Here is a 24,869-nt window from a genome sequence, read left to right on the forward strand (position 1 = left end):
CATATAAACCTATGTTAAATAATGAGAAGAGCGGTTACTTCCTTTCCCTACTAAATACGGGGAAAAGGCACGTCTTGTGTAATGAACTATTTAACTGGATTTATAGAGAAGGAGTCGGACATGAAACAGGAAATGATGACAATCGTTGAACAAGAGCAGTTGGCACCGAGAATTTTTCGACTGACCTTGACTGGAGAACTGGTAGACGAAATGGGGATTCCAGGACAGTTTTTACATATCAAGGTTCCAAGAGAAGATTTTCTTTTAAGACGACCAATCAGCATCAACCAAATCAATAAGGAAGACAAAACCTGTTCGATCATATACAGAACAGAAGGCGATGGAACCCTGCACTTTTCTAAAATGACTGCGGGAGAACAGCTGGATGTTATGGGACCGCTGGGCAATGGCTATGACCTTTCTTTTTTGAATTCTGGTCAAAAGGTGTTTGTCGTTGGTGGGGGAATCGGGATTCCGCCTATGTATGAATTATCCAAACAGCTTCGTCAAAAGGGCATCGAAGTCATTCATTTTCTGGGATATGCTTCGAAGGAGGTCGCTTATTTCCAAGAAGAATTTATTGCATTAGGGGATACCCGATTTGCGACAGATGATGGTTCTTTTGGAATTCAAGGCAATGTCGGGAACTTGCTGATGGAAGCGATGAAAGATGAGACGCCCGCGGCAGTGTTTGCTTGCGGAGCAAATGGGATGCTGAAAACGGTAGCGCAGCTGTTTGAAGAGAATCCGAATGTTTTTCTGTCATTAGAACAACGTATGGCGTGTGGTATGGGTGCCTGTTATGCGTGTGTTTGTCACGTAGCTGACGATGAAACAGGCACGCAAAGTGTGAAGGTTTGTGACGAAGGACCAATTTTCAGAGCGAAGGAGGTTGTATTATGATGGAGAACAATCCATTAGCTATCCGTATTCCGGGATTAGAGTTGAAAAATCCGATTATTCCTGCCAGTGGTTGCTTTGGCTTTGGGGAGGAATACGCAAAATATTATGACATCGGAAAGCTTGGATCGATCATGATCAAAGCAACGACTGCGGAGGCTCGCTTTGGCAATCCGACACCACGAGTAGCAGAAACACCTAGTGGGATGTTAAATGCTATTGGGTTACAAAACCCCGGACTAGAGGCAGTGATGACACAGAAACTACCCGCTCTTGAAAAATACGATCTGCCGATCATCGCGAATGTTGCCGGTGCTTGTGAAGAAGATTACGTGGAAGTCTGCGCAAAAATCGGAGAGGCACCCAATGTAAAAGCTATCGAATTGAATATTTCCTGTCCGAATGTGAAACATGGGGGAATTGCTTTTGGTACAGATCCAGAGGTTGCTTTTCAATTGACACAAGCTGTGAAAAAGGTAGCGAAGGTTCCTGTCTATGTGAAGCTTTCGCCCAATGTGACGGATATTGTTCCGATTGCTCAAGCCATTGAAGCGGGTGGTGCAGATGGGTTCAGCATGATCAACACGCTGTTAGGAATGCGTATCGATCTCAAAACTAGAAAGCCGATTCTTGCAAATGGTACAGGTGGGTTATCCGGACCGGCAATCAAACCAGTAGCGATTCGATTGATACATCAGGTAGCACAAGTTTCGGATTTACCAATTATCGGGATGGGCGGCGTTCAAACCGTGGATGATGTACTGGAGATGTTTATGGCAGGAGCCAGTGCAATCGGTGTTGGAACCGCAAACTTTACAGATCCATATATTTGCCCGAAGTTGATTGAAGCCTTGCCATTGCGAATGGCGGAATTGGGTATCGATTCACTTGAGCAACTGAGAAAAGAAGTGAAGGAGGCGCGGCATTCATGAGTAATCGTCCAATTATTGCATTAGATTTTTCTTCAAAAGAGGAAGTCACAGACTTTCTAACGAAATTTCCAGCAACGGAAGCGTTGTATGTAAAAGTTGGTATGGAGCTGTTTTATCAGGAAGGCCCCGAGATTGTCAAGAGCTTGAAGGCAGCTGGACATTCTGTTTTCTTAGATTTGAAGCTGCACGATATTCCTAATACAGTCGAACATGCGATGAAAGGCCTGGCTAAGCTAGGTGTTGATATGACCAATGTTCATGCGGCTGGAGGAATTCAAATGATGGCGGCGGCTAAACGAGGATTAGAGGCTGGGAAACCAACAGGGAATCCGACACCTGTGCTGATTGCTGTAACCCAATTGACCTCAACAAGCGAAGCCGAGATGCAGCAAGAACAGTTGATCAAGGTCTCCTTAGAAGAAAGCGTACAGCACTATGCTAAATGTGCTGAAACAGCAGGACTTGACGGTGTTGTTTGTTCTGCACTAGAGGTTGAAGCCATCAAGAAGAAAACGTCTGCGGACTTCGTTTGTCTGACACCTGGAATTAGACCTGCAGGCAGTGCAGTCGGCGATCAAAAGCGCGTGATGACACCTGCCCAAGCAGCAGCAATCGGTTCAACATATATTGTAGTAGGACGGCCTATTACACAGGCAGAAGACCCTTATCAAGCGTATAGTGCAATCAAAAAAGAATGGAATGGGGAAAAATAAATGACTGAATTAGCAAAAAATATTGCCAAAGATTTATTAAAGATTGAAGCTGTTTTTTTAAGTCCAAATGATCCATTTACGTGGGCAAGCGGGATCAAAAGCCCAATTTATTGTGATAACCGAATCACGATGAGTTATCCAATGATTCGTAAAGAAATCGCGCAGGGACTAGCTGATCAGATCAGAGAAAATTATCCTGAGGTTGAAGTGATTGCCGGTACAGCAACGGCTGGTATTCCACATGCTGCTTGGGTAGCAGATATTTTGGATTTGCCAATGGTTTATATCCGCAGCAAGGCTAAAGAACATGGAAAAGGCAACCAAATCGAAGGACGGATTTCAGAAGGTCAGAAAATGGTTATTATCGAAGACCTGATTTCTACCGGTGGAAGTGTACTGGAAGCTGCGGAAGCAGCGAAGCGTGAAGGTGCGGATGTATTGGGCGTAGCTGCAATCTTTACGTATGAGCTGCCAAAAGGTAAAGAAAATTTCGCTACTCAAGGAATTGAGTTATTGACATTGACGAATTACTCAACGCTATTAGAAGCAGCATTGGAGTCTCAATATATTGAAGAAAAAGATTTGGACTTGTTGAAGGAATGGAAACAGAATCCAGAGGCATGGAACAAGTAGTTTTTTTCTGAAAACAAAAGAAATTCTTTCGAATTATATAGCAAAAAAGAGGGACGATCATCGAAATGAAAATTGTTCTTCTTTTTGCTATAAGCCTTGATTGAAAGCGGGAGAGTTCAATCAAGGAAGATTATCTTAATATGAGGGTTTGTTAATGCTATTTAATTGATTTGGTGGATTCTATCATCCACATAATTTGACGGATATCTTGAAATAAGATACAGTATCAAAATAAAATAGTGCACTCAAAGAAGCAATGGAGGGGCGTATGAAAAAGAGAAATATAAGAAATATGGATGTAGAATGGAGTTATTCCGGCGATCGAGGCCCAGAGCATTGGCATACCTTATGTGACTGGTTTGCTCAAGGAGCGGCCTTTCCAGATCAATCACCGATTTCTCTTGCGTATACGTCTATTTGTGGTCAAAAAACAGTGGATGAGAGTATTGCTTTTCATTATGAAGAAGAGCTGTTTTCAGAAAAAGAATTTAAGAATACGATTCATTTTGTTCCACCAAATACACAGAGCTTTCTGGTTTTTCAAGGGACGGAGTATCGGTTGACAGATATTCATTTCCATACACCAAGCGAGCATCTATTGGAAGAGATTCAGTATCCGATAGAATTTCACTTAGTTCATATGAATGAAGCAGGACAAAACTTGGTTGTCGGATGCCTGTTTGATCTTGTTGAAGAGGAGAATAAATTTTCTCAATTGAAGAAACGGATCGAGGTTAGTCAACGAACACATGAGTTTTCGTTCGATCCTTCGCTATTTTTACCGGAGCAACGGGCGCATTTTCACTATACGGGTTCGTTGACTACGCCACCGACAAAAGGACCGATCCCTTGGTTTGTTTTTCAAGAGACGCAAAAAATGGATTGGGCACTTGTTCGTTTGTTGAAAGCAGGAATGTTAGAATACAATAACAGACCTTTGCAGGCGAAGAATCAGAGAAAGATTTATTTTGTTGAGTAATGGAGAGAAGATATGAATATCAAGAAAATGAAATATGTTGTGGCAGTAGCTGATAGTGGTGGTTTCCGAGAAGCTGCTAAGCGTCTGTTTGTCACACAACCAAGTCTTTCAAATGGTATCAAGGAGTTGGAGGAAGACTTAGGTGTAACGCTGTTTATCCGAACAAATAAAGGGGCAACGTTGACCGAAGAGGGGATTGTATTTTTGTCACATGCTGAAAAAATATTGACACAGCTATCATTGTTAGAGAACCGCTTTCAACATCATCAAAAGGAAGAGCGTTTCTCCATTTCTTCTCAGCATTATGATTTCTTGGGTGAGATCATGGCAGCCACTATTCGGAAATTTGAAGAACAATATACGGATTTTCGTCTGTTTGAGACCACGACATTAAAGGTTATTGAAGATGTGAAGAGCTACAATAGCGATATCGGTATTCTTTATTTAAACAGTCAAAATCGATCAGGAATAAAGCGGCATTTATCTGGGACAAATCTGACGTATGAAGTGATTGGTGGATTTACCACACATGTATTTGTTGGGAAACATCACCCGTTAGCAGATGAAAAGGAATTGAGTGTCGAACAGCTGCTGGATTATCCTCAAATCCGGTTTATCCAAGAAGGTAGTGAGTTCAATTATTTCTCAGAGGATCTCTTAACTGAATCGAACCAACAAGCAGTAATCCAAGTCAGCGATCGTGGGACATTGATGAATATTTTGACAGGGACACAAGCTTATGCCACTGGCTCAGGGATAATCACAGGATTTACTAAAAAGGAAATAAAGCTGATTCCTTTGATAGGGCAGGAAGAAAATAAAATCTGTATTCTTTATCAGAAAAATCAGCAAAAAAGTACTATCCTTGCTTACTTCATAGATCAGCTAAAAAAAACACTCGCTGCTTTTTCTTAAAGTGTGAGGATTCAAGAGGAATAGAACCAAACAATATTTTTTATAAAGTCATTGCCTTCTAGTAGAATGTGCACTGGCTTTTTTGTATTTAAGAGGAAGGAAAATGTTTTTTTATCAAAATTCATTCTAGTGAAATGACGATCTTGATTTGTTGCGTATCTTTAATTTAGAACACGTAAATCAGACACAGGAAGATGAAAAACTCTTTCCTGTACGTATGGCTGAAAAGGAGTTCATTTATAGGTGGGAGGGGATGACATGAAAATACGTTTGGAATACTCAGGCTTAGAAAGCTTGACAAAGCAGCTGAACGCTCAATTGGACGTTTTTCAACAATGCATTGCGGAGTTGAATCGGTTGATTCACTCAGTGCCGGATTCATGGGCAGGAAGAGCAGCTGAGACCTATGTCAATCAATTTGATGAGCTGCAGCCAGCGTTTGAACAAACGGAATGCATCATTGAGCAGTTGGAGCTACAAGTGAAACATACGATGGCAGCTATGAAGGAAAAAGATGAATCTCTCGCAAAAAAACTAGATTTTTAATAGCTGTTGGGGGAAAAGAGATGAAGGAATCATATTATCAAGGTCAGATGAAAGCCAAACAACAGGAGATTTACCAAATAGAGGATGAACTGAGGGTAAAGCAACGTGAAATAGAATATTTACATATTTTTAAGCAGGAACATCAGAAAAAGACAGCTGAAATTGAAGCTCATTTTCAGCATAGAAATCAAAGAATAAAACAGAGTGCTGTTGACGATGTACAGGTAAAATTTCTGCGTTCTTATCAAATGTCTATGGGTGATTTACTAAAGGAAAATAGCTTGCACACACAAAGAAAAGAAGAAGAACAGCAGGAAATTACTCATGCTGTTCAACGATTGGAGGATGAAATCGTCACATTAAGAAGACAAAGAGTGATTTATGAGAATCAGCTATCAGAGCTACATTACCAGATGAAAATGGATAGGGGGAAGAAGGTTGAGTAAGGAGTTGAAAATTTCAGATGCAGAATACATCTTTGCTGAAAATACCCTGCTTGCTTATTTAACCGCCATGGTTGAAGCTGAAATAGAGTTTCAAAAAGTGATAGGGGCTGTTCTGATTCATGCCTTAGAAGACCCTGTGATTTCAACCAAGCTAGGAAATCTTTCTGAGAAAATGTCTGCAATTGCTGAGAAGACAAGCAGGTTGGCCAACGGACTTACTGGAGGAAGCCATGACTTTATCACAGATATTGATGAAAAGGATCAGTTTATTTATTAAGTGGAGGAGAATAGCATGAGTAAGATACAGCTTGATACGGAAGAATTAGACGGATTAAAAATGGCTATGCATCGATCAATAGATAGAATCAAAGAGGTTTCTTCTGGTGGGTATGTCACAGAAAATCTTTTCAATGAGAGTCAAGGGGCCTCTGCTGACTCGCTTTCCCAATGTTTAGCAGTATTGGTAAAATGCTCCAACCAAATGGAGGGAATTATTGGAAAGACAAGCTTGTTTTTAGAAGAAATAATTGAGGGATTTACAGAGGTTGATTCAACTAGTGCGTCAAAAATCAACAGCCATGGTAAGTAAGAGTTAGTGAATAGTTTGGAAAGGTTGTCGCTATTAAAAATATGGAAATAAAGGTGGGAATGAAAAAAGCATTTATCAGTAATGTGATACTGTTATTTTTTATAATGGGAGGGTGTAGAAGGATGAACCAAGAGGAGATACAAGCTCAAGCTACCAGAGAAGAAGTAAAGCAAGAGATGTTGGCGCATCTTCAACAAAAGTATGGAGAAGACTTTGTGTGTCAGTCGATAGAGTATAAATCATGGGCGCAGCCTGGGTATGAAAATATGCTGGCTTATCCTGTAGAGAACGACAGCGAAGAAACCTTTGCTGTTTATCGTTATGATGATGGTGCTAGCTATGAAGACGGGTATGTGGGCTTGTTGATGAAGCCTCGTTATCTCGAGTTTATCAAGCTGATAATCAAGAAGCATTTTGAAGAAAACACTATTACTCTCAATTACAACTATGCCTATCCCAGCTCATTTGATTCTGACATATCATTTGAGGAATTTTTACGCTATGCGAATAAAAAGAATAACATTACCATTTCTATCCATGTATTGGTACAGGAGGGGTTCACTGAAAAAAGCTTGAATACTATTTTTGAAGAGGTGAAAGATGAACTAGAACAAACGATAAAGATAGGTTTTCTCTCAATTTCCTGCTATCTGGAGGCAAGTTATCGAGCAGATATCGAGGCGAGGGTGGGACAAAATCTGGGATCAAGTAGTTTTCCAACGAAAAATAGACTATTGATGCGTCATGCCTCTTGGGGACAAATAGATTTTGAGTATGAGTACAAGGAGAGGGATGAATGGCTCAACCAACAGAAGAAGAATTACTGATTTTAAACTCAATTATCTACACAGACAGCTTTGCTGAAAACGGACAGGGACAAACAGTTTATTCATGGGCCAATCAATTTGATGTTAACAGCATTGACAATACAAAAAAGCCAGCAGAAATTTCTAAAGCTGAATTTGCAACGATTCTTCAAACGATCAAAAATAATCCGACAATCTATGAAAATATGTTAATTAATGACGTGGAGAATTCTCAATACGCGAACGAAAGCGGCTCTCAGAGAATTACCCAAGCAACCATTTCTTATGGAGAAGATTTGATTCTTGTATACAAAGGAACCGCTGGAGATATGGAATGGCGAGATAATGGTGAAGGTGGGTATTACAATATTGCAGATACCAAACAGCAGCAATTGGCTTTAGAATATTTTGATAAAACGACTGCAGCACATGGGAATGGAAAAATCTATGTCAGCGGCCATTCTAAAGGTGGAAACAAAGCACAATACATTGGTGTTCTTAGAGGAGAGCAGGTTGAACATACCTATTCTTTTGATGGTCAAGGCTTCAATCAAGCCTTCCTGTTGAAATACAAAGAATTGATTGAAAAGAATAGTGGGAAAATTACATCTATCAGCAATGAATTGGATTTTGTAAATATTCTACTATTCCCAATTGCAGGTAACAGAAGGTATATTGATTCTTCGACTAGCTGGGGAGTCAGTGATGGCAGCTCATTTTCTCTGAGTAAAAAGGAGGCTGAAAAGCTTCAGAAAATGGTAGCAAGCGGTACAGATAATGGCAGGATTCTACTCACACTTCTTAAAATGTATGGTTCAAGTATGCTCACACATAAAGTTGGTGCTTGGCATTCTCCTTATTCGATGTTCACTGTTGGGAAACATGGGATGCTTTCCTTGAATGCAGAAGTTGAACAAAGTGAATTGATGTCTGAGGTTCAAAACTTGTTTGCTCACTATGTGAAATACATGAGAAAAGAAGATTGGCGCTATCTTTGTTATACATTGATGTCGGCTATGCAATCTGGTAGCCTAGCCTATGGTGATGACTACTCTGAGATGCCGAAAGGTTTTATTGAGCGGCTGTCGGCTTTGACAAAGGGTTATTTACAAAAGCAGAGAGGAATGAATGGTCAGGATATTTTTCGGCTCGTCAATTCTCTCTTTGGTAATAGTATTCTAGGAAATAGTATCGGTGTGATGCTAGGTGTTGGCTATGAAGCAGTTCCTAGCGAAGGATATACAGATACAATCCGTGATTTTACTCAAGCAACCAAAGACCAGCTTCTTGCTCTGGTTGAAGAAGTTGAGGATGAACCTTGGTGGGATGTCACGAAATGGGATGTTTTTTATCGAGTAGACAAGTATTTGCTAGGTGGCATTGACTTTCCGAAAAATAGCTCGGATTTGATGGGCTATTATCGAAAAGTGATTGATCTGCAAGGGACAAGTGCATCTGAGATTCACCGTATTTTTGATGATGTTTATAATGCTGAATCCATCTTTGCATCAAAGATAATGCAAAGAAAGGAAGAGGCAGAAGAGCTGTTTCAGCGTTTAACAGAAATCGCTGAAGGTTTTAGATAGACTATATTTGAAAAAATTAGTGGAAAACAAAATTCTTATTACAGCTTTGGGTTCTATGAGGGTTGTTAGAATCAGAAAAAAGCAGCCTATATTGAGTGCCCGGAACAAGTCATGCATAAACGAAAGGGACCTGTTGCTTCGGACAGCGCAAGTTTTAGCTGCTGTTAGACTAATTTAAATAATTTGTGATTGCCTCAAGAACTTTTTTCATCTCTTTTTTTGTTCCTATAGAGATACGAAGATACTTGTTTAAGCGTTCCGGTTTTGAGAAGTAGCGGACAAAGATATTTTTGGAAGCTAAAAATTGGTAAAGCTGTTCCATATCCAATTTATAATGTGTAGAAAGAACAAAATTCGTTTGAGAAGGTAGCGACTCAAAGCCTAAAGTCTGCAGCTGTTGGCTGAACCAATCTCTGGTTTCGCAGATTTCATCCGTAATTTTTTTGTAGTAAGTGTGGTCTTTTACGGCTGCTGCCGCCAATGCTTCTGCTAAGGTGTCCACAGAATATGGGTTGAAAGAAGATTTTATGCTTTCAAGTATAGCAATATATTCCGGAGCTCCAATCGCGTAACCTATGCGCAGTCCAGCCAATGACTGAGATTTAGATAGGGTACGAACGATAATCAAATTGGGGTGGTCATCCAATAGAGAGAGCACGGAGTCTTCTGCAAATTCTACATATGCTTCATCAATAATTACGATAACATCTGTCTGTTTTTTCAGAAATAGACGTATCTCTTCGACAGTTTTGAAGAGACCGGTCGGTGCATTTGGATTAGCAATCACAAGTCCACCATTCAATTGTTCATAATCCTGAAGATCGATTTCAAAAGCCTCATTTAAAGGAAGTTCCTTAAATGGAATGTGAAAAAGATCCGCCCAGACCTTATAAAACCCATAAGTAATATCTGGAAAAAGTATGGGGTCTTCGCTGTTAAAAAATGCAAGAAAGCTAAAAGCTAGTACTTCATCAGATCCATTACCAATCATTAACTGCTCTGGAGAGACGCCATACTTTTCAGCTAAGGCCATTTTTAGAGATAAATTATCTAATGAGCTGTAGCGTTTCAACTGGTTGCTATCAAATGATTTCAGTGCTTCTGCAACTTTTGGAGAAGGCGGATATGGATTCTCATTCGTGTTGATTTTTATCATGTTGTGTGAATTCGGCTGAACACCGGGAACATAAGGAGCAATTTTTCTAATACCTTTCATACAACTCAAACCCTCTCTTTTATATATACGTGACATTCTTCTTTTATAGTAGAGAAAACAACCATAAAATGCAAGATTAAAATGAGAAAACAAAGAGTAAATTGTTTTGATTTTAAATAGGATTTTCATTTTAAAAGAGAATATGGTACGATAATGACCAAGTAAAAACATTAAAAATGATGATAGTAGCATTAATCTTGCCATTTTAGTATTGTATTATTTGATTGCAACGCGTACAACTGATGAGTTAATTGTTGATACGTATATCAATAACTTGAGGAGGAGTATGAATGGAATTAACAAGCCGATTTAACAAACAAGTGTACAAAATTGCGGTGTCCATGATTCGTAGATTCGACGAGCAAGTGACAACGATCCCCGATATTTTAAAACTGACTCTAGGAGAACCGGATTTTAATACACCGGAGCATGTAAAGGAAGCTGGACAAGTAGCAATTAAAGAGAACTTCTCTCATTATTCTGGAATGGCTGGTTTGACAGATGTCAGAGAAGCAGCGGCCTATTTCATGAAAGAAAAATATGGACTGACTTATGATCCATTGTCCGAGGTTTTAGTAACGATTGGTGCGACAGAAGCAATTTCAGCTAGCCTATTAGCAATGCTGGAGGCAGGCGATAAAGTTCTGATGCCAGCACCAATTTATCCAGGATATGAACCGGTCATCACCTTAGCCGGGGCAATACCCGTTTATATTGATACGACTGAAAATGGGTTCGTTTTAACCCCTGAAATGATTGAAAAAGCTATGGCTGAACATGGAGCTGCCGTTAAGGCTGTTATTCTGAATTATCCAAGTAATCCGACTGGTGTGACGTACAATCGTGAAGAGGTTCAAGCTATTGCTGACGTATTGAAGAACTATCCGGTTTTTGTTATTAGTGACGAAATTTATAGTGAACTGAGCTATGAAGATACACATGTTTCTATTGCTGAATTTATTCCAGAGCAAACAATTGTAATCAATGGTTTGTCGAAATCCCATGCTATGACCGGTTGGAGAATCGGGTTCATTTTTGGAGACAAGCAATTAACAAGTGAAATCATTAAGGTACACCAGTATCTTGTGACTGCTGCTTCGACGATTTCTCAAAAAGCAGCTGTTCGTGCGCTTGTTGAGGGAATCAACGATGGTGTGATCATGAGAGAAGAGTATAGAAAACGCCGTGATTTTGTTTACGAGCAGATGTCAGAGCTAGGGTTTGAGATTGCACGTCCAAATGGCGCTTTTTATATTTTCGCGAAGATCCCGATTGGATTTGAGCAGGACTCTATGAAGTTTTGTTTAGCACTTGCCAATAAACAAGCTTTGGCGATTATTCCTGGTATCGCCTTTGGTCCGGAAGCAGAAGGGTATGTTCGTATTAGTTATGCGGCAGATATGAGTCGTTTGGAAGAAGCGATGAAACGATTGACAGTTTTCATGAAAGCAGAAGCCTGAGAAATCATTCTTTCAGTAGAAAGATAAAAAAAAGATAGATGAAGCAAAGAGTGTTGAAGTAGCTGTTTGCTCGGTGAACAATAAGAGCTTCTGAAAAATGGTTATGCAAAAATAATAAAAATGCACATAGTCAAAACCATTCGATTACTTGAGAATCCTATACTTAATTTTTACACTTCTTTACCGATTATTTACAAGATTTTGGATTGGCCTTAACACTAGGTTGATAAACTATGCTTGTAACTAATTATGAAGGAAGTGTTGAAATGAAGAAAAAGCTTTTGACGACATTGGTAATTACAGTAGGAGTGCTCTTAACAGGTTGTGGAAGTAGCACGAATTCTGCAAGTAGTGGAAGCTCTGATAAAAAAACAAATGAACAAGTGAAAATAGTCGCGGTAGGCTCAACAGCGCTACAACCTTTAGTGGATGCAGCGAAGGATCAGTTTATCACTGATGAGCCAAATTATTCGATTTCTGTCCAAGGCGGAGGAAGTGGAACAGGACTTTCTCAGGTTGCGGATGGTGCAGTTACTATTGGTAACTCAGATGTTTTTGCAGAAGAAAAATCAGGGATCGATGCAGAAAAATTGGTTGATCATAAAGTTGCTGTCGTTGGCATGGGCCCAGTTGTCAACAAGGATGTTGGGGTAAAAGAAATTACCAAATCTGACTTGATCGATATTTTTACTGGGAAAATCACGAATTGGAAAGATGTCGGTGGGAAAGATCAAACTATTGAAGTTATTAACCGTCCAGAAGGAAGTGGAACGAGAGCAACCTTCGAAAAATGGGGATTAGACGGAGCGGCTTCTGTAAAATCACAGGAACAGGACTCTTCCGGAACGGTTCGCCAAATTGTTTCTCAAACACCAGGAGCAATAAGCTATCTAGCCTTCTCTTATATGGATGACAGCACTGTTGCATTAAGCTTGGACGGTGTGAAACCAACAGAAGAAAATGTTGCTGATAATTCTTGGCCGATTTGGTCTTACGAGCATATGTATACAAACGGCGATCCTGATGCGGACGTTAAGAAATTTTTAGATTACATGGTCAGTGATGATGTGCAGAAAAGCATTGTAATAGAGCTTGGTTATGTACCAATTACAGATATGAAAATCGAACGAAGCGTAGATGGTGCGGTAACGAATAACTAAATCAAAAAATGAAATCCTAAATTTAAAATAGTTGGACGTTGTGCTGGGAATTTTTCCGGTACAACGTTTATTTTTTTGTAAAGTAGATGAATAAATAAAAAAATTCACTAGTATGTTTTACAAACTAGTAGTGATATGCTATAGTTGTATCAAGGTAGTTTGTATTACATACTAGAGGAGGTCGCTTTTTGAAAGAAACGCAATTATTAAAGGGTGTTTTAGATGGCTGTGTGCTGAAGGTCATAGGAAAAAAAGAGATTTATGGCTATGAGCTGGTCCAGTATTTAAAAGAAAATGGGTTTCCAACGATTGTTGGTGGGACAGTTTATCCCTTACTTCAAAAGCTTGAAAAGCAAGGGTTGATCAAGAGTAGGCTGAAACCATCTAAAGAAGGACCGGATCGCAAATATTTTTCCTTAACAAATGAGGGGAGACAATACCTCGTGGATTTTACAGTTCAGTGGTATGGCTTGGTAGAAAAGGTGGACGATATTTTACATGAGGAGTGTGAATGAGATGAAAAAAACACAAGCAGATTCTTATCGGGAAGCAGCCAATTTGATTGAAGAAAAATTGACTGATAACAACAAAAAATATTTTGATGACTTACGTACATATCTGATAACAGCGGGTCTTTTTTTTGATGAAGAGGAGATCAATCAGCAGGTTTATGAGTTAGGCAGTGATCTATTGGAAGCTCAGCAGAATGACGAGCGTGCGGAAGACTATTTTGGAATGGATGCAAAAGGGGCAGCAGATGAAATGATTCGAAACTTCAAGAAAACAAGTTTGAAGGAGAGAGTTAAAATCAGTAGCTTAGTTATCGGGATTTTTTGGTTGTTTAAAATTATGAGTGATGTTTCGGGAAGTGGGCCTATTAAGCTGAACGTATTGAGCTATTTCTTTTCGGCGGTATTTGTCATGATTGTTCTAGTTGGTGTATTTAAAGTCTTACATTATTCAATTTATAGCAAAGAGCAGTTTTTCAATAGGAACAAGATAGGAAAATTCATTCTTCTTTGGCTTGCTATGTTCGGTGTTATTGGTGGATTTGTTTTGATTCATCTCTACACACCAGAGCTATGGGTAGTGACAATTCCAGCACCCTATGATTTATTAATGATTGGCGTATTGGTGGTTGTTTATGCAGGTGCAATTATTACCATGCGATGGCGCGATTTTTACCCAACGATCATTATTGTAGTGGTGTTGGGAATTTTTGGACTTGCTTATCGCATACCCTTCTTTGCACCGATACTTTCTGGGAAAAATGGTCTTTGGATCAATTTAGGAGTACTACTAATTGCTTATACAGCTTATATCATTTGGACTACCAGAAAAGTAAAAGAAGCACGTAGCTAAGCTTAACTGAGAAGAATATCCTTATAAGAAATCTTTACATTGAAAGAGCGAAGGGCTAAGATAAAAGGAAAAGGGGAGAGATATAATGGAAGAAAAACTGAGAGAGCTACTACCAGCGGAATGGCTGGAACGGTTTATTGAAACAAAAACAGAGTGCCTGAAGCTGAGCTTTAGCAATGAGGGAGAACTGGCATTAGAAACGAGTAAAGCAGGAGGATTTGGCTATTTACCAATAGATCAGGAGTACCCGAGACATGCTGAAAATGGGGTGCCACTATTCTTATTAGCTCAGCTCAACTTTTCAGAGCTGCCATCACTACCTAATTATCCGAAAACAGGCTTGTTAGCTTTTTATGTGGATTATGTAGATGACTTAATTGGTCTCGATTTTGATGCCCCGACAAAGCAAAATGGTTTTCGAGTGTTATTCTTTGAAGATACTTCTGCTGCATCTTATACGAGAGAACAGCAACAGGCGATCCAAGCGGAGATCAACGAGGAGCTGTATAAAGTCGTCGAAGGGGAATTTAAGCTGACAGGAGTGAAAGAAACCCACTATGTTGGCAGTGATAGTTATGAGTTTAAGCAGTACTTTGGAAAGACAATGTATGAATGGTTAGATAATATTTCTGATGATGATGAGCAGAGAGAGAAAGTGTATAATGAATTGTCTGATTCTGCTGCTGGAAGTAAACTAGGTGGTTACCCTTATTTCACACAAGAAGACCCTCGCATCTATGAGGAAACGACAAACTATGATACATTGTTGTTCCAATTGGATACAGAAAAAGTAGGAAACGATTGGCCAATCATGTGGGGTGATATGGGTGTCGGCAACTTCTTTATCAATCTTGAAGCACTAAAAAGCAAAGAGTTCACGGATGTTCAATACAATTGGGACTGTGGCTAAAATAGAATGAAAAATGGTCCAGAAGCATGCTGATTTGCCTCTGGGCCATTTGATTTTATGAAATAGGTATTCTTAATGTGAAGGTAGAACCAACGCCAGGATAGCTTTCCAACTGGACGGTTCCTCCTAGAAGTTCTGTGTAATTTTGCACGATTGCCAAGCCAAGCCCGGTTCCTCCGGAATAGCGAGTACGTGCTTTATCTACGCGATAGAAGCGTTCAAAAATTCTGTTTTGATCTTCCAACGGAATCCCGATACCGCTATCTGCAACGGATAAGACCAACTCATGATTTTCAAGAACAAAAGCAACTGTAATGGTTCCTTCAGCAGTGGAATATTGCACTGCATTTTCAATCAAGTTTTTAATGATTGGGTAGAACAGTTCGTAGACGGTAGAAATGATTATTTTCTGATCTCCATGTATAGATAGCTGTAACTGTTTTTCAGCAATCATTTTTTGATAAGAATGAGCGATTTCATTGATCAATGGATAGAGTGGGACTTGTTGTTTGTCATACGTGTTTTTTGAATCTCTGGATAACAGGATGATTTCTTGAATCAGTCGTTGTAGTCGATAGGCATCCTTTTGAATGATTCCTAAGAACTGTGTCAGAGTTTCGGGGTCATCCTTTGCTCCATCTAACAAGGTTTCTGTAAAGCCAATCAGAGAAGTGATGGGTGTCTTTAATTCATGAGAGACATTTCCAACAAAATCCTTCTGCATTTTTTCAAGGCGATGAACTTGCGTCAAATCATAAGCAACACCAAAGACTTGATGATTATTAAAATCATTATTAAAATAATGCAAGGATAAATCAACGATTTTTTCTTCGGCATCAGTATTTAAGGTGATTTCTTGGTGCAAAGAGACTTCTTCAGTAATCGCTTGATTGATCAGTTGGATCAAAAGAGGATCATTGATTGTTTGTTGATAACTGCTACGTTTAGAAGGCACAGATTTAATACCCAAAAAATCGCACATCACAGGATTGATCAGCTCAAGCACACCGTTTTTATCGACAATAAAGATCCCAATCATCAGTTCGTTTAATAGAATATGGAGCTGTTCTTCGCTTGATAGATAGGCACGATAGGTTTCGCTCATCTGGCTGCTCAGTTCATTTGCTGTTTCATAAAGCTCATGCCATTCAGAGGACTGTTGAATAATCGATCGTCCTTTTTGCGGATCTTGAATCATCCGTTTTAAAAATGGTAGGACTGTCAATAACGGTTTGTTTTTTTGCCGAATCATCAGAAGTAAAAATACAGTAATAATCAGGAATAATAGCCCAAAAATAACAAGTAGAAAATTGCGAAATGCGGAAAGGCTTCCGGAAAATTTACTTGCTTCTTCAGAAATTCGTAAGATACCAAGTAGTTTGCCATTTTGCTCTATCGGAATGGCTAAATACAGCAAATCGATATCGAGCGTCTCGCTCGTACGATGGTCAGAGCCATAAACTGCGCCCGCGAGTACAGCTTTAATTTCCGGCCGTTCCTTTCGCGAATCAGACAGATCATCATCATCCGTATCATAGAATACATCGCCTTGTGCAGAAAGCAGACTAATCCGTTCATCATTCATTCCAACATAATCATGAATAAATAATTGCTCTTTTTCAGTGAGTGTCTCCTGTTGGAAAGTAGTTTCTGAAAGCTGTTCGGCCAGAAATTCAGCCTTTTTCAGCAAGTAGCTCTCTTGTTGATTAAGCAGTTCATTTTTGAAAAAAGAATTGACAGTGAACATACTGGCAAAAAAGAGAAGCAGCATGACCAATACCGTAAAAAAGTATTCAAACCGCTGTTTGTTGATCATTTTTTAGGCTCCTGAAAACGATAACCGAAGCCTCTGACAGTGACCAGATAAACCGGGCGTTTTGGGTCCTTTTCGATCTTATCGCGCAAATGGCTGACATGAACATCTACGATTCGACTCTGACCGGAAAAGTCATATTGCCAAATACGCTCTAATAGCGTATCACGATTGATGACACGATCCTTGCGTTTCATAAAATAGATTAGTAGCTCAAATTCTTTAGGTGTCAATTCGATTTTTTCTCCTCGAACAAAGACTTCATAATTGTCTTCATCGACATGAATTTCTCCAATTGAAAACGGCGCTTTATCTTCGCTATCAGCTGTTTGAACGGTTCTTTTTGATCCTTCTGTTCGTCTGAAAATAGCCTTCATTCGTGCCAGTACTTCTCTTGGACTAAACGGCTTTGTCAAGTAATCATCGGCGCCAATTTCCAGTCCGATGATTTTATCTACTTGGTCATCTTTTGCAGTAAGGATCAAAATGGGTGTTTCAATCTTCTCCCGTCGTAAGGCTTTGGTGATATCAAGCCCATCCATACCAGGAAGCATCACATCAAGAATAATGAAATCAAAGGACTGATCTAACGCTAATTCGTATGCTTCTGTTCCATTTTCAGCAGTAGACACTTTGTAGCCGTCTTTCTCTAAGTTGAATTTCAACAAGGTTAAAATCGATGGTTCATCATCTACAACTAGTACATGTTTCATGGAGTCGCTCCTTTTAACTGTCTGTTTATTATTTGGCATGAATAGATTGTATAACATCGATAATAGACGAACAACATTTTTAAATAAACTTGACTGTGATAGTTGAAATTTGTATTCTCAAATAAATTATCTGTCAAAAATAAATAAAGCTGTTATATCTGTTTGTAAGACTTAGACATGTTCATCCCATCCATATTTGTCATACCAACTCTATTTTATCACAGTTTAAAATGAACAGAACAGGAATAACCTGCGATTAGTAAGTAGAACATGGTATAATGGAGAGACTTGAAAGAAAGCAAAAGGCCGTTTGATATAAATAAGTAAAAAGTATGAGTGATAGGAGGCAAAAGAATGATTGGAATTAGTTCTTGTTTGGGTGGAATTTGCTGCCGGTATGATGGTCAGGCGAAAACGATTCCTCAACTAGAGGCATTAATTAAGGATGGCAAGGCGTTTCTGGTCTGTCCGGAGGTTTTAGGCGGCTTACCTGTCCCTAGAGAGCCTGCTGAGATCATTGGTGGTGATGGAGTGGATGTCTGGCAGAATCGTGCCAAAGTGCTGACGATACAGGGCGAGGATGTAACGGAAGCCTTTAAACAAGGAGCAATCATTGCTTACGAACAGCTAAAAAAAATGAAAATAAATCATCTCGTGATGAAAGAAAACAGTCCTTCCTGTGGGAATCGAATGATTTATGATGGTAGTTTCTCAGGGACTCATAAGGAAGGAATGGGCGTAGCAACTGCTTATTTTAGGGAAAAAGGGATTCAGGTGGTTTCAGAAGCTGACTGGGAATGTGTGTTGGAGGAGATAGGGCAAAATGGCTGAAACGGAACGCTTAAGAATATTTAATGAAAACTATGAACCAGTGGGCACCGCAAGCCGTAATGAGGTCCATCGTGAGGGACTGTGGCATGAGACATTTCATTGTTGGTTCTATACGGTGGATCAAGAGGAGCTGACGATTTATTTCCAAAAACGATCACTGGATAAAAAGGACTTTCCGGGAATGCTTGATATCTCAGCGGCCGGTCATCTTCTTGAGGATGAAGAAGTGCTCGACGGTTTTCGAGAAGTGAAAGAGGAGCTTGGAATCGATGTTTCTGCTGTGGACGCTGAAAGTTTAGGCGTATTTATTGTAGAGATCCATTTGGATGGCTTTATTGATCATGAGTTTACGAATGTGTTCTTAGTGAAAAAGCAATTGAATGAAGGCGATTTTTTCTTACAGGAAGAAGAGGTTGAAGGGATTTTTCCCGTCAAGCTAACACAGTTGAAAGAGATTTTCTATGGAACGGTTGAAACAGTAACCTTAGATGGCGTGTGTCAAAGTAAAAACAGGCAATTTTTTGATCGACAAACCTTTAGAAAATCGGACTTTTGTGCGAATGCCTATACTTATTATGATCGGTTGATTCATTCTTTTGAAAAAATCCTTGAAAATGAAAGGAAGACTCTTGACTAATGCAAGTGAAATCGGTAACCTAAAAGGGATTGAGATGGAGGCGAAAACATGGAGATAGAAAAAACGAATCGTATGAATGCCCTGTTTGAGTTTTACTCCACATTACTGACTGAAAAGCAGATGAATTACATGGAATTGTATTATGCAGATGATTTTTCCTTAGGAGAAATCGCTGAAGAATATGAAATTAGTCGTCAAGCAGTTTATGACAATATCAAGCGAACTGAAAAAATCATTGAGGATTACGAAAAGAAGCTTCATTTGTATTCTGACTATGTTGTTCGTGGGGAGTTGCTGGACAAGCTGAAAACATATTCCGCAGAAACATATCCAAAGGACGAGACACTGATCAGTTATATCGAACAAATTCAGGAAATAGAGGAATGATATTATGGCATTTGAAAGTTTGACAGAACGCCTGCAACAGGCGATGAGTAAATTACGCCGCAAAGGAAAGATATCTGAGGCGGATGTAAAAGAAATGATGAGAGAGATTCGTCTGGCTTTGCTTGAAGCCGATGTCAATCTTCAAGTAGTAAAAGATTTTACTAAAAGAGTGAGAGAACGTGCGGTAGGAGCGGAAGTCTTAGAAAGTCTTTCTCCTGCACAACAGATCGTAAAAATCGTTGATGAAGAACTGACAGCAACATTGGGTTCAGAAACAGCCGAATTGATTAAATCACCGAAGATTCCAACCGTTATTATGATGGTCGGTCTACAAGGGGCCGGTAAAACAACCTTTGCCGGTAAGCTGGCAAATCAGTTGATAAAAAATGAAAAAGCACGTCCGTTGATGATTGCAGCCGATGTGTATCGACCAGCGGCGATCGATCAGTTGAAGGTGCTTGGACAGCAATTGGACGTGCCTGTCTTTGACATGGGAACAGATACAAGTCCTGTTGAGATCGTAAAGCAAGGGATGGCGCTTGCTGAAGAGAAGAAAAATGACTATGTATTGATTGATACGGCAGGTCGTCTTCACATTGATGAGAACCTAATGGAAGAGTTAAAGCAGATTAAAGATGTTGCACAGCCGAACGAAATTCTGTTAGTTGTCGATGCGATGACCGGTCAGGATGCTGTTAATGTGGCTGACAGCTTTAATCAGCAACTGGGAATCACTGGGGTTGTTATTACCAAACTGGATGGTGATACTCGTGGTGGTGCGGCACTATCTATCCGTGCGGTTACAGGCGCGCCAATCAAATTTATCGGTTCCGGTGAGAAACTAACGGATCTTGAAGTCTTCCATCCAGATCGTATGTCTAGCCGAATTTTAGGTATGGGAGACATGTTGACGCTGATTGAAAAGGCGCAGAATGAATACGATGAGAAAAAGGCCGAAGAGCTTGCTCAGAAAATGAAGGAAAACAGCTTTGACTTCAATGATTTCATTGAACAAATGGATCAGGTAATGGGCATGGGGCCAATCGAAGACCTGCTTAAAATGATTCCTGGGATGAACCAAATGCCGGGTCTTGAAAATGTACAAATCGATCCGAAGGATATGGCACGTAAGAAAGCTATGGTTCTTTCCATGACTCAGGCTGAGCGTGAAAATCCTGACTTGCTGAACCCAAGCCGCAGACGTCGGATCGCTGCGGGATCAGGGAACAGCGTGGTTGAAGTAAACAAAATGATTAAACAGTTCAAGGAATCCAAGAAAATGATGCAGCAAATGTCCAACGGAAATATGAATATACCTGGCATGGAACAAATGATGGGTGGCGGCATCAAAGGAAAACTTGGTAAGATGGCGATGAATCGCATGGTCAAGAAGAACAAAAAGAAGAAGAAAAAGAGAAAATAATTATCGGAGAGAGCATGGCGAAAATGTAGTAGTTTTCGCTGCTCTCTTTTTTGAAAAAGGGGTGTAGACATGAATTTGAAGGCTAGTCGTGTGTATATTCGTCTGACGGAGTTTCTATTTAAGTGTGTGAAACAAGATGTGAATTATACGATCGCGAAACATCTAATTGAACATATCGATACATTTCCAGATATCTATATTGAAGAAATAGCTTATTTGTCTAATACGACTCCTGCCAGCGTGACCAAATTTTGTAAACGAATTGGTTACAGCAGCTTTAAAGAGATGCGAACAGATATTGGGGTGTATACAGATGAAATGTTTTTGGATCATATAAATGTGACTTCCGGTATTGAAAACGCAATTACCGGCTTTGTTGAGCAGGATCAGTTAATTCAAAAAAAAATTTTTTCTTTGATGGATCAGAAGCAATGTAAACGGATCGCAGACAAAATAAAAAAGATCGATAAAGTTGCTGTTCTTGGCAACACATACTCTTTTTCAGGAGTCAATCTGTTTCGAGAATTACTTAGCCAGCAAGGCTATACTGTTTATGAAGTCAATCGACGCGCAGCATTTGATGTTTTGACAGCTTCCTTTAGTGAAGTGGATGTGGTATTTATCATTAGCTTGACTGCTGATTGGGTTGAAAAAAATCAGGATTTTTTACAGACATTTGATAAACCATTGTTCTTACTGACACAATCGGATCAATCGCAATACAGTACTTTGTTCGAAGAAATTATTCATTTTGATCAGTTTGATTTTCTTTTATCTTCGAATTACTACTCGCAAAAAGTCATTCATTCTTGGATTATTCTATTATCTATCTACGTGAAGATGAAGTAAGCTATAGCATTATCATTATATAATGTGTAGTTTAGATAACTATCAGTCTGTTAAAAACCGTTTTCCAATTTTGGAAAATGGTTTTTATTGTTTAATCAAATGGTAGCGCTTATATTTTAGGTAAGAGATCTCGACAAAAAGAACTAGGAGGAAACAAATGAATAATTTAATGAGTTTTGTCGAAAATAAAGTAATGCCTCCAATGATGAAGGTATCAAACCAACGTCATTTGAGCGCGATACGTGACGGGTTGATTGCAACAATCCCAATCACTGTAATTGGCTCCATATTTTTACTGATTCCATATATCCCATGGCCACAATCCTATGTTGATTTTATGGGAAATAATCCAGATTTGGTCAGTAAATTAATTTTGCCGTTTAATATGAGTATGGGACTGCTATCTATTTATTCTTCTTTTGGAATTGGTTCGCGCTTGGCTCAAAGCTATGACATGGACAGTCTAGCTGGTGGTATTTCAGCAATTTTTACATTTTTTATGACATTATCGTTTACCGTAACAGATGAGGGTTCTTTTATCAGTACAAAATACTTAGGCGGAGAAGGGATGTTTACCAGTATTTTGACCGCAATTTTAGCGGTAGAAGTTATGCGCCTTTGTAAAAAATACAATATTGGCATTCGTTTGCCGGAGCAGGTTCCAAGTAATGTAAGTAGTAGTTTTGAGGTGCTGATACCAGTCTTCTTTTCAATGACAATTGTTTGGCTGGTGACACATGTTTTAGGTTTCAATGTAAACGAGTTGATTGCAGACATCATTACACCTTTACTAAGTGTTTCATCAAATTCTATTGCAGCACCTATGATTTATGTGTTGTTGACGTGTTTGATGTGGATCTTTGGGATTCATCCTCAGATTCTCGCAACGGTCATGTTACCTATCTGGCTTCTAAACTCAGAAGCAAACATGGCTGCTGCACAAGCGGGAACAGCTATTCCTAATATTGGTGTACAGCCGTTTATCTTCACTTTCTTGTGGATTGGTGGCGGAGGAGGGACCTTGGCGTTATGTGGCTTGATGTGTTTCTCAAAATCTAAGTTTCTCAAGAAATTGGGTCGTCTGAGTATTGTTCCCGGATTTTTCAATATTAATGAGCCGCTATTATTTGGCTTGCCGATCGTATTGAATCCGGCATTGGCAATTCCATTTGTATTAGCACCAGTCATTTGCACATTTACGACTTATTTTGCTTTTACAACAGGTATTGTTCCTGGAATGGGTTATCCATTGGCAGCTGTTTGGACTGTTCCAAGTGTATTTGCCGGAGTTATTGCAACAGCGAGTATTCGTGGTGCATTGCTAGTAATCTTTAATTTCTTGATTTATCTGGTTATTTATTACCCGTTTTTCAAAACCTATGAGCGAAAAATGGTGCAACAAGAGCTTGGTGAAGAATCTACCAATTAGAAAGTAGATAAGCTTATCAGTTTCCACAACTAATCAAAGAAAGGCTGTTACTCTTGTGCAATAACAACTAGAAGTAACGAACATCAAACTATAAAAAAAGAGGCTGTTCAAGTGCTTGAGCAGCTTTCACCTAATAAAAAGGAGCTCAGAAAAATTATGAAAAAAAATCCAACAACTTTTCCTAAAAATTTCTTTTGGGGAGGTGCTGTTGCAGCAAACCAGCTGGAAGGCGCTTATCTAGAAGGTGGAAAAGGGCTAAGCGTGGCAGACATCAATCGTTTTAGAGACGATGTTGATATTCGCAAAAAAAGTAATAAAGAAATTGCTACAGAGGATATTGAATTTGCGATAAATGATAAAGAAGGGATTTATCCAAAAAGAAATGGGATCGATTTTTACCATACCTTTAAAGAAGATTTGAAGCTACTTGCTGGAACGGGGATGAATTCTTTCCGGACATCTATTAGCTGGGCAAGAATTTTTCCAAAAGGGGATGAGCTTGAGCCGAACGAAGAAGGGTTGAAATTTTATGACGCATTGATCGATGAAATCATTGCCAATGGAATGGAACCGATGATCACCATTTCCCATTATGAAATGCCGCTTTATTTAACAACCGAATATAATGGCTGGCATAATAGAAAAATGATTGACTTCTTCACCCGTTTTTCTGAAGTGTTGTTCAAACGTTACAAAGGAAAGGTAACGTATTGGATACTGGTTAACCAAATGAACTTGATCACGCATGAGTCGTTTAATCATTTAGGAATTCCCTCAGATCGAGTAGAAAATTTAGCAGAAGCGAAGTATCAAGGAGTTCATAATGAACTTGTTGCTTGTTCACGAGCGGTGAAATTAGGCAAAGAAATCGATCCGTCTTTTCAGATAGGTATGATGTCTTATTACGGGAATTCTTACCCGGCTACCTGTAAACCGGAGGATGTTCTAGCCGCGCTGAAAAATAATCAAATGGAGTATTTTTATTCAGATGTTTTGGCTAGAGGGTATTACCCGAACTATGCGTATCGATTTTTCGAAGATAAAGGCATTGAGATTGTTTTCGGTGAGCAAGACGAAGAAGACTTCAAGAACACCGTGGACTTTGTGAGCTTCTCTTACTATTATACGCGGATCATTGATGCGGAAAGTAGTAAAGAAGAGGATGCCAGTTATGCCAATCCTCATTTAAAGGCAAACGATTGGGGCTGGGCCATCGATCCGACAGGCTTGAGAATTGCTTTGAACGAGTATTATGATCGGTATCAATTGCCTTTGATGATCACGGAAAACGGTATGGGCTTTTATGAGGAATTGAATGAGGAGAATACGATTGAAGATGATTATCGTATTGATTTCTTACGTCAGCATATCGAAGCAATGCAGGAAGCCATTCATGATGGTGTGGAACTTGTAGGCTACTACCCATGGGGGCCAATTGATTTAGTTAGTTGCTCTTCCTCAGAGATGAGCAAGCGCTATGGCTTCATCTATGTCGATCTTGATGATTATGGAAAAGGGAGCGGCAAACGCTATAAAAAGAAAAGCTACGATTGGTACAGACAGGTTGTCAACTCAAATGGAGCGGATTTAGCCTAAACTAACAACCAAACGTGTAAAAGCAGTGAACAGACTAT

Annotated in this window: 27 protein-coding genes; 24 read left to right on the plus strand and 3 right to left on the minus strand. The window is 39.4% G+C overall.

The genetic code is table 11. The features are described from left to right. Positions 1-120: 120 nt before the first annotated feature. The 12 genes from A5888_RS01150 to A5888_RS01205 all read left to right on the plus strand — a co-directional run bounded on the left by A5888_RS01150 (position 121) and on the right by A5888_RS01205 (position 9,045). Positions 121-903, plus strand: a complete 783-nt coding sequence (locus A5888_RS01150; RefSeq protein ID WP_086347452.1) for a dihydroorotate dehydrogenase electron transfer subunit — start codon at positions 121-123, stop codon at positions 901-903. Then, entirely contained in the window at positions 903-1,832 is a 930-nt protein-coding gene (locus tag A5888_RS01155; protein WP_086348321.1) for a dihydroorotate dehydrogenase, read from the plus strand. Before A5888_RS01150 ends, A5888_RS01155 begins: the two co-directional genes overlap by 1 nt. Further along, positions 1,829-2,545: an orotidine-5'-phosphate decarboxylase gene (pyrF, locus tag A5888_RS01160; protein WP_086347453.1), complete on the plus strand. Its 717-nt coding sequence runs from the start codon at positions 1,829-1,831 to the stop codon at positions 2,543-2,545. The genes A5888_RS01155 and pyrF overlap by 4 nt, the downstream gene beginning before the upstream one ends. Continuing rightward, a complete protein-coding gene (gene pyrE / locus A5888_RS01165) occupies positions 2,546-3,178 on the plus strand; it encodes an orotate phosphoribosyltransferase (protein WP_086347454.1) in 633 nt (210 codons plus the stop codon). Between the two features lie 268 nt (positions 3,179-3,446). Then, the gene (locus A5888_RS01170) at positions 3,447-4,157 is read left to right on the plus strand and encodes a carbonic anhydrase family protein (protein WP_086347455.1); all 711 of its coding nucleotides are present in this window, start codon (positions 3,447-3,449) and stop codon (positions 4,155-4,157) included. Positions 4,158-4,169: 12 nt separating this feature from the next. Further along, on the plus strand, positions 4,170-5,072 hold the full coding sequence (locus A5888_RS01175) for a LysR family transcriptional regulator (protein WP_086347456.1): 903 nt from the start codon (positions 4,170-4,172) through the stop codon (positions 5,070-5,072). A gap of 258 nt (positions 5,073-5,330) precedes the next feature. Next, on the plus strand, positions 5,331-5,618 hold the full coding sequence (locus tag A5888_RS01180) for a WXG100 family type VII secretion target (protein WP_086347457.1): 288 nt from the start codon (positions 5,331-5,333) through the stop codon (positions 5,616-5,618). A gap of 20 nt (positions 5,619-5,638) precedes the next feature. Then, the gene (locus A5888_RS01185) at positions 5,639-6,064 is read left to right on the plus strand and encodes a hypothetical protein (RefSeq protein WP_086347458.1); all 426 of its coding nucleotides are present in this window, start codon (positions 5,639-5,641) and stop codon (positions 6,062-6,064) included. Further along, entirely contained in the window at positions 6,057-6,341 is a 285-nt protein-coding gene (locus tag A5888_RS01190; protein ID WP_086347459.1) for a hypothetical protein, read from the plus strand. Before A5888_RS01185 ends, A5888_RS01190 begins: the two co-directional genes overlap by 8 nt. 15 nt (positions 6,342-6,356) lie before the next feature. Continuing rightward, complete coding sequence (locus A5888_RS01195) at positions 6,357-6,653, plus strand: hypothetical protein (protein WP_086347460.1); 297 nt, start codon at positions 6,357-6,359, stop codon at positions 6,651-6,653. Positions 6,654-6,775: 122 nt separating this feature from the next. Continuing rightward, positions 6,776-7,480: a hypothetical protein gene (locus tag A5888_RS01200; RefSeq protein ID WP_086347461.1), complete on the plus strand. Its 705-nt coding sequence runs from the start codon at positions 6,776-6,778 to the stop codon at positions 7,478-7,480. Beyond that, positions 7,450-9,045 (plus strand): Mbeg1-like protein, encoded by a 1,596-nt coding sequence (locus A5888_RS01205; RefSeq protein WP_086347462.1) that lies wholly within the window; start codon positions 7,450-7,452, stop codon positions 9,043-9,045. Before A5888_RS01200 ends, A5888_RS01205 begins: the two co-directional genes overlap by 31 nt. A gap of 169 nt (positions 9,046-9,214) precedes the next feature. On the opposite strand, the gene hisC is transcribed toward A5888_RS01205, so the two are convergent. Continuing rightward, positions 9,215-10,261, minus strand: a complete 1,047-nt coding sequence (gene hisC / locus A5888_RS01210) for a histidinol-phosphate transaminase (protein ID WP_086347463.1) — start codon at positions 10,259-10,261, stop codon at positions 9,215-9,217. A gap of 290 nt (positions 10,262-10,551) precedes the next feature. On the opposite strand from hisC, the gene A5888_RS01215 reads away from it, so the two are divergent. From A5888_RS01215 to A5888_RS01235, 5 genes are all read left to right on the plus strand, one after another. Then, on the plus strand, positions 10,552-11,721 hold the full coding sequence (locus A5888_RS01215; protein ID WP_086347464.1) for a pyridoxal phosphate-dependent aminotransferase: 1,170 nt from the start codon (positions 10,552-10,554) through the stop codon (positions 11,719-11,721). Positions 11,722-11,987: 266 nt separating this feature from the next. Next, a complete protein-coding gene (locus A5888_RS01220; RefSeq protein WP_086347465.1) occupies positions 11,988-12,881 on the plus strand; it encodes a phosphate ABC transporter substrate-binding protein PstS family protein in 894 nt (297 codons plus the stop codon). Between the two features lie 188 nt (positions 12,882-13,069). After that, positions 13,070-13,396 carry a PadR family transcriptional regulator gene (locus A5888_RS01225; protein ID WP_086347466.1) on the plus strand — a complete coding sequence of 109 codons (327 nt, stop codon included), beginning with the start codon at positions 13,070-13,072 and terminating at the stop codon, positions 13,394-13,396. A 1-nt stretch (position 13,397) separates the two neighbouring features. Beyond that, positions 13,398-14,243 (plus strand): hypothetical protein, encoded by an 846-nt coding sequence (locus tag A5888_RS01230; RefSeq protein ID WP_086347467.1) that lies wholly within the window; start codon positions 13,398-13,400, stop codon positions 14,241-14,243. Positions 14,244-14,328: 85 nt separating this feature from the next. Continuing rightward, positions 14,329-15,153, plus strand: coding sequence for a YwqG family protein (locus A5888_RS01235; RefSeq protein ID WP_086347468.1), 825 nt, complete (start codon positions 14,329-14,331; stop codon positions 15,151-15,153). A gap of 55 nt (positions 15,154-15,208) precedes the next feature. On the opposite strand, the gene A5888_RS01240 is transcribed toward A5888_RS01235, so the two are convergent. Next, on the minus strand, positions 15,209-16,969 hold the full coding sequence (locus A5888_RS01240; RefSeq protein WP_086347469.1) for a sensor histidine kinase: 1,761 nt from the start codon (positions 16,967-16,969) through the stop codon (positions 15,209-15,211). Continuing rightward, entirely contained in the window at positions 16,966-17,679 is a 714-nt protein-coding gene (locus tag A5888_RS01245) for a response regulator transcription factor (protein WP_086347470.1), read from the minus strand. The genes A5888_RS01240 and A5888_RS01245 overlap by 4 nt, the downstream gene beginning before the upstream one ends. A gap of 354 nt (positions 17,680-18,033) precedes the next feature. Here A5888_RS01245 and A5888_RS01250 point away from each other — a divergent pair, with 354 nt between their 5' ends. The 7 genes from A5888_RS01250 to A5888_RS01280 all read left to right on the plus strand — a co-directional run bounded on the left by A5888_RS01250 (position 18,034) and on the right by A5888_RS01280 (position 24,831). Then, complete coding sequence (locus A5888_RS01250; protein WP_086347471.1) at positions 18,034-18,510, plus strand: DUF523 domain-containing protein; 477 nt, start codon at positions 18,034-18,036, stop codon at positions 18,508-18,510. Then, positions 18,503-19,147 carry an NUDIX hydrolase gene (locus A5888_RS01255; protein ID WP_086347472.1) on the plus strand — a complete coding sequence of 215 codons (645 nt, stop codon included), beginning with the start codon at positions 18,503-18,505 and terminating at the stop codon, positions 19,145-19,147. The genes A5888_RS01250 and A5888_RS01255 overlap by 8 nt, the downstream gene beginning before the upstream one ends. A 48-nt stretch (positions 19,148-19,195) precedes the next feature. Beyond that, positions 19,196-19,534 carry a putative DNA-binding protein gene (locus A5888_RS01260; RefSeq protein WP_086347473.1) on the plus strand — a complete coding sequence of 113 codons (339 nt, stop codon included), beginning with the start codon at positions 19,196-19,198 and terminating at the stop codon, positions 19,532-19,534. A 4-nt stretch (positions 19,535-19,538) separates the two neighbouring features. Beyond that, on the plus strand, positions 19,539-20,957 hold the full coding sequence (gene ffh / locus A5888_RS01265) for a signal recognition particle protein (RefSeq protein ID WP_086347474.1): 1,419 nt from the start codon (positions 19,539-19,541) through the stop codon (positions 20,955-20,957). Positions 20,958-21,026: 69 nt separating this feature from the next. After that, on the plus strand, positions 21,027-21,806 hold the full coding sequence (locus A5888_RS01270; protein WP_249274392.1) for a MurR/RpiR family transcriptional regulator: 780 nt from the start codon (positions 21,027-21,029) through the stop codon (positions 21,804-21,806). Between the two features lie 157 nt (positions 21,807-21,963). Then, a complete protein-coding gene (locus tag A5888_RS01275) occupies positions 21,964-23,235 on the plus strand; it encodes a PTS sugar transporter subunit IIC (protein WP_086347475.1) in 1,272 nt (423 codons plus the stop codon). A gap of 156 nt (positions 23,236-23,391) precedes the next feature. After that, positions 23,392-24,831 (plus strand): glycoside hydrolase family 1 protein, encoded by a 1,440-nt coding sequence (locus A5888_RS01280; protein ID WP_086348323.1) that lies wholly within the window; start codon positions 23,392-23,394, stop codon positions 24,829-24,831. Positions 24,832-24,869: the final 38 nt, after the last annotated feature.

This window comes from Enterococcus sp. 9E7_DIV0242 (assembly GCF_002140975.2).
GTDB lineage: Bacteria > Bacillota > Bacilli > Lactobacillales > Enterococcaceae > Enterococcus_L > Enterococcus_L clewellii.